Annotated in this window: 8 protein-coding genes; 7 read left to right on the forward strand and 1 reads right to left on the reverse strand. The window is 32.2% G+C overall.

Annotated elements, in window-relative coordinates; genetic code table 11:
- Positions 1-53: 53 nt before the first annotated feature.
- Entirely contained in the window at positions 54-1,199 is a 1,146-nt protein-coding gene (locus ACI32A_RS08490; protein ID WP_439754621.1) for a PucR family transcriptional regulator, read from the reverse strand.
- Between the two features lie 239 nt (positions 1,200-1,438).
- Between ACI32A_RS08490 and ACI32A_RS08495 the strand changes: the two genes are divergently transcribed.
- The 7 genes from ACI32A_RS08495 to ACI32A_RS08525 all read left to right on the forward strand — a co-directional run bounded on the left by ACI32A_RS08495 (position 1,439) and on the right by ACI32A_RS08525 (position 5,756).
- Positions 1,439-1,579 (forward strand): hypothetical protein, encoded by a 141-nt coding sequence (locus ACI32A_RS08495; protein WP_439754622.1) that lies wholly within the window; start codon positions 1,439-1,441, stop codon positions 1,577-1,579.
- Between the two features lie 138 nt (positions 1,580-1,717).
- Complete coding sequence (locus tag ACI32A_RS08500) at positions 1,718-2,680, forward strand: type I phosphomannose isomerase catalytic subunit (protein WP_439754623.1); 963 nt, start codon at positions 1,718-1,720, stop codon at positions 2,678-2,680.
- 35 nt (positions 2,681-2,715) lie between these two features.
- Positions 2,716-3,705, forward strand: coding sequence for an A/G-specific adenine glycosylase (gene mutY, locus ACI32A_RS08505; RefSeq protein WP_439754624.1), 990 nt, complete (start codon positions 2,716-2,718; stop codon positions 3,703-3,705).
- Positions 3,702-4,256, forward strand: coding sequence for a histidine phosphatase family protein (locus ACI32A_RS08510; RefSeq protein WP_439754625.1), 555 nt, complete (start codon positions 3,702-3,704; stop codon positions 4,254-4,256). The genes mutY and ACI32A_RS08510 overlap by 4 nt, the downstream gene beginning before the upstream one ends.
- A 22-nt stretch (positions 4,257-4,278) precedes the next feature.
- Complete coding sequence (locus tag ACI32A_RS08515) at positions 4,279-4,965, forward strand: AzlC family ABC transporter permease (RefSeq protein ID WP_439754626.1); 687 nt, start codon at positions 4,279-4,281, stop codon at positions 4,963-4,965.
- On the forward strand, positions 4,958-5,263 hold the full coding sequence (locus ACI32A_RS08520; protein ID WP_439754627.1) for an AzlD domain-containing protein: 306 nt from the start codon (positions 4,958-4,960) through the stop codon (positions 5,261-5,263). The genes ACI32A_RS08515 and ACI32A_RS08520 overlap by 8 nt, the downstream gene beginning before the upstream one ends.
- Before the next feature lie 7 nt (positions 5,264-5,270).
- Positions 5,271-5,756 carry an S-ribosylhomocysteine lyase gene (locus ACI32A_RS08525; protein WP_439754628.1) on the forward strand — a complete coding sequence of 162 codons (486 nt, stop codon included), beginning with the start codon at positions 5,271-5,273 and terminating at the stop codon, positions 5,754-5,756.
- Positions 5,757-5,860: the final 104 nt, after the last annotated feature.

The raw sequence follows: 5,860 nt of genomic DNA on the forward strand, positions 1-5,860 counted from the left end.
GATTAGCGCAATTTTTTTTATTTTAGGGTTATTTACTCGTTACAGCCCCTTTTTTAGCTTTCATTGATATAAAAAGCCAATGCATATTTAAATAATTCATCAGCACAATCTAATTCACTATGCAATAATGACTTTATTTTTTGAATACGATAATTAACTGTATTTCGATGTGTATATAATTCCTGGGCAATGAGTTGAATAGAGCCATTGAATTTAAGAAAAAATTTAAAAGTCAATAATAACTGTGAATTATGTTTTTCGTCGTATTCAATCAATGGATTCAGACAATCCTGATAATATTGATCCAATATATCCTGATCCTCGATTGAAAATAAAATCTGGTACATACCAATATCTTTAAAACAAGCAATGTCTTGATGAAACGTTTGTGCATAGCGAAGACTGGCTTTAGCTCGTTTATAATTCTTAGGAAGAGAATGTAAATCATTGAGTTTACTGCCTAATCCAATATAAATTTGTAAACCATCTAATTTTCTTTTTGCGGTAAGAATCATTTTTTCGCACAAAGAAATCAATTGATTTTCCAAAAATGAATTTGTGATTAATACTAAACTATCTTCATACCAGAAAAATAAATATTTACATTGTATGTCGCCGAAAAAATAACGAATACGAGCCATGGCCCTTTGTTTTTCGATATCACTTTGAGGCAAATGTTGAAAAGAAATCAAAGTCACTTGAAAATCGGATTGCGTATCAAAGTGTAACATCAATTCATCTCGATATTGTTCCAGTTTAGTTTCATCACGAAAACCTTTCATAAAATACTGTGCAATTTTCTGATCATCCATGACAGCTTGTTGACAACGAATACTGATGTCTTTAATAAAAATATTGACATTGACTTCCCATGGAATCGTAATTAAAGGAAAATTTTTAGCATCGCAATAATCAATAATAGAAGTCGGAATTTTATTGATATATTTTCCCGTATTAATTATTAATCCTACACAATTTCTTTTGATTAATTTTGTGACACAATCCAATAATGCTTTTTCGTCTTGAAAACCTAGTCCAAGTGTTAAAGCTAAATCATTGGACCATAGAAATTGAATGATGGTAGGGTCTTCTACAATATGGACCCATCCAATAATATTGGAACAGCCTTCTTTTCCGGCAATGCATGTCATTTTATATTGATCGCCGACTTGTAACATAATATCGTTTAATGAAATCATAGTATCACCTTCTATAGTTTATCATCAATTGCTCATGAATTGTGAACATTTTTATGTTTTTTAATGAATAAAATAAGAATGTAATGAAATGAAAATGTTTTATGAAAATTTTCATTCTATTTTATTGTGCAAAATGCACAAAATGAATCAAAATAATTGGGCTTTTAAGCCATTTTAAAAGTTATTAATTGGTTATATAATACAATCACAAGAGAGATAAGAGCGAGGAGGTACTGTTTATGATTTACGGTAATGTTTATTTTCAATTATATGATATGGAAAAAAGTTGTCCACAATGGTATAAATCTGAACGTTATAGCTTCTGTGATTCAGGAAAAATCAATAAATTATACCGTCTTTTTTCAAAAAAATATAGATAATAACAAAAAAAGAGCTTAAAAACTCTTTTTTTTGTTTTTGTTTTATAAACAAAACAAAAATATAATGATATATCAAATCTTTTCATATAAAAAATATCTATTTTGTTTTATAATAATAAAGAGCGGAGGATAAACAAAATGGCAATTATCAAATTAAATCCAGCCTTTAAAGATTATTTATGGGGTGGAACAAAGTTAAAAGAAAACTTTGGAAAGAAAACAGACTTAGACATTGTAGCAGAAAGCTGGGAATTATCTGTACATCCAGATGGACCTAGTATTGTAGCCAGTGGCCAAATGGCTGGAAAGACTTTCCCTGAATATTTAGAAAAAGCTGGAAAAGCAGTTTGGGGAACAAAAGGGAATGCGTTTGAAAATTTTCCGATTTTAATTAAATTCATTGATGCGAAGGGTTCTTTATCCATTCAGGTGCATCCAGATAATGAATATGCACAAAGAGTGGAACACGAATTTGGAAAAACGGAAATGTGGTATATCTTGGACTGTGAACCGGGTGCTTTCTTATATTATGGAGTGAATCGAGAAGTATCAAAAGAAGAATTTGAAGCTAAAATTTATGATAATACGGTATTGGATGTATTGAAAAAAGTGCCTGTTCATAAAGGTGATGTATTCTTTATTCCTTCTGGTACGATTCATGCTATTGGAGAAGGCATTCAAATTTGTGAAATCCAGCAAAATTCCAATTCAACATATCGTGTATATGATTTTGGACGTGTTGGAAAAGACGGGAAACCAAGAGAATTGCATATTCAAAAAGCATTAGATGTTTCTAAATTAACACCTTCTGAAAGTGATTTCAAACCATGTGGTCCAACAACAATCAAAGACGATGCCAAAGCGACAATGATGGCAACTTGTCATGAATTCACAACTTATGTTACAGAACTCGATGGTTCTGTGACTTGGAATGTGGATGAAGAAAGTTTTGGTTCTGTCATTGTATTAGATGGTTCTTTATCCATTGAAGCAAATGGAGAAAAAGTAGAATTGGAAAAAGGGCAAACAGCTTTCATTGATGCCAATACAGGAAATACAACAATCACTGGTAAAGCACAATTTATTTATGCTAGAGTTTAAAAGATGGATTTTTCCATCTTTTTTCTGTGGATATTATGTTTCAAGATGATTTATTAAAGTGGTATGAACAAAATGCTCGGACTTTGCCCTTCCGGCAACAAAAAGATGCCTATGGCATCTGGATTAGTGAAATCATGGCACAACAAACACGTATTGAAGCCATGCTTCCGTATTATAATCGTTTCATACTGGAATTACCCAATATCGAAGCTTTATCAAAATGCGACGATGAAAAACTCATTAAATTGTGGCAGGGACTGGGATATTATTCCAGGGCTCGCAATTTAAAGAAATGTGCTTTATATTGTATGGAACAATACAATGGTCATTTACCTCAAACCAAAGAAGAACTCATGAAATGCCCGGGAATTGGTCCATATACAGCAGGAGCTATTGCTTCTATTGCCTTTGATCAAAGAGTCAGTGCTATAGATGGAAATGTACTTCGTGTGTTTTCTCGTTTATATGGAATTGATGAAGTATTGAATTCTAAAATAAAAAAGAAAATTGAAAAATTAGTGGATGTTTCTTTACCTGATTCTTCTAAAATCAGTCATTATAATCAAGCTTTAATGGAATTAGGGGCTTTAATTTGTATTCCAAAACATCCTAGATGTGATATGTGTCCGATTCAAATGGATTGTATAGCTTATAAAAAAGGAATTCAAAATCAATTGCCACTTTTACCTGAAAAAAAGAAAAGACGCATTGAACAAAAAACCATTTTTATTTATGTTTATCAAGATAAAATTCATTTAAAGAAACGAGAAGAAAAAGGTTTATTAGCGGGTTTATATGGATTTGATGAAGAAAAGAAAGATTGTCTTTGTCAAATTCCTTTACAAGATTATATTCATATTTTTTCCCATGTTGAATGGCATATGAAAGCTTTTGTTTGTTTAGTAGAAAAAGAAGGTGATTCTTTTTATTCGATTGAAGACATTGAAAAATATTATGCCATTCCTTCTGCTTTTGAGCCTTTTTATAATCAAGTAAAAAATATGATAAAAGGAGAAGTATTATGAGAGTGTATATTGTTCGACATGGACAAACGATTTTCAATGAGAAAAAAAGAATACAAGGCTGGTGTGATTCGCCTTTGACGTCTTTAGGTATTCAACAAGCCAAAGATACACATGAAAAATTAAAGGATATTGATTTTGAATGGGCGTATTCTTCGACTTCTGAACGAGCAATGGATACTTTGGATTTGATTATTGGTCAAAGAAATATTCATAAAAGTCATAGAAAAGATTTAAAAGAAATTCATTTTGGTCAATTTGAAGGTGAAAGAGAACAATATGTGTTTCAGGAATTAAAATTGAATAGAGAGGATTTACCTCAATATGGAGGCGAAAGCCCAATACAGGCTGTAACACGTGTTGAAAATGCTTTATTTGAAATGTCAAAGAAACATGATGGTAATGTTTTAGTGGTTTGTCATGGAGGTATTATGGCTAATTTATTAAGAAGACATGCACCTTATATGATTGATCAATTAGGTGTGCCAATGCCAAATTGTACAGTTCTTGTCTTTGATGTTTTAGATTCTATTTCTTATGTGACAAATTTATAAGAACTTTGATATAATACAAGACATGGACGAATTTAAAAGAGGAATGAAAAATGGCATTCCCATTGGTTTAGGCTACTTTGCAGTGGCTTTTACTTTGGGAATTATGGCTAAAAATATTGGTTTAAGCCCGATTCAAGGCTTTATCACATCGGCTTTGATTAATGCATCGGCTGGAGAATATGCTTGTTTTATGATGATTGCTTCGAATGGAACTTTTTGGCAAATGGTGATGATGACTATTGTTTCTAATGCCCGCTATTTTTTGATGAGTTTTTCTCTTTCTCAAAAAATAGAAGAAAACACATCGACAATACATCGTTTACTTATCGGCTTTGATGTAACCGATGAATTATTTGGCTTAGCTATCGGACAAGAAGGAAAAGTGAAGCCATGGTTTTTATATGGCGCTTATGCAGTTGCGATTCCATGCTGGGCATCAGGAACGGCTTTAGGCATCGTTGCTGGGAATACATTAAGTGCATCCATTGTATCGGCTTTAAGTGTAGCCCTTTATGGTATGTTTCTTGCAGTGATTATTCCAGCAGCCAAAAAAGATAAAGTCGTTTTTGCATTGGTTTTGATTAGCTTTATATTGAGTTATATTTGTAAAGATATTCCTATATCATCGGGAACAAAAACCATTCTATTAACGATTTTGATTTCATTGATTGCAGCCATTGTCTGTCCAAGGAGGGATCTCGATGCATAATCCAATGATATATGTAGCCATTATGGCCATCGTGACATATTTAATCCGGGTTTTACCTTTGACACTGGTTCGAAAACCCATTAAAAATGTAACCATTCGATCCTTTCTATATTATGTTCCCTATGTAACATTAGCCGTAATGACTTTTCCGGCTATTTTAGAAGCTACACAATTACCCATAGCAGCAGCCATTGCACTAGTTGTGGGAATTGGATTGGCCTGGTGTAATGTGAGTTTATTTCAAGTATCTATGGCATGTTGTTTTGTTGTTTTTATTATTGAATGGATAGTATTGTGAGGTAAATATGAAAAGAGAAGATGTACAAATTGAGAGTTTTACACTCGATCATACTAAAGTCAAAGCCCCTTATGTTCGTTTAATTAGTCAGGAAAAAGGACCTAAAGGAGATATTGTTTCAAATTATGATATTCGTTTAACACAACCCAATGAAATGTTTATTCCTACAGCGGGTATGCATACATTGGAACATTTATTAGCTTTAACACTGAGACCTCGATTGGAAGGCTATTTAGATTGTTCACCTTTTGGATGTCGAACAGGTTTTCATTTATTAACGTTTTCTTCTCATTCTTCTCATGAAGTAGCTTTGGCTTTAAAATCGGCTTTGGAAGAGATTGTTAATGATATTGAGTGGGAAGATGTACCGGGAACAAAAGAAAAAGAATGCGGAAATTATCGAGATCATAGTTTGTTTTGTGCAAAAGAATATGCTAAGCGTGTATTACAACAAGGTATCAGCGATGATCCGTATGTTCGTCATATTGTTTGAGCGAAAAATTCGCTCTTTTTTTATATAAAACCTTGAAACAATAGGGTATCGTTAACTTCTTATAAATTTTATACATCTATGGAAAACAAAAAATAAAAAGTCCT

This window comes from Floccifex sp. (genome assembly GCF_051873555.1).
GTDB lineage: Bacteria > Bacillota_I > Bacilli_A > Erysipelotrichales > Erysipelotrichaceae > Floccifex.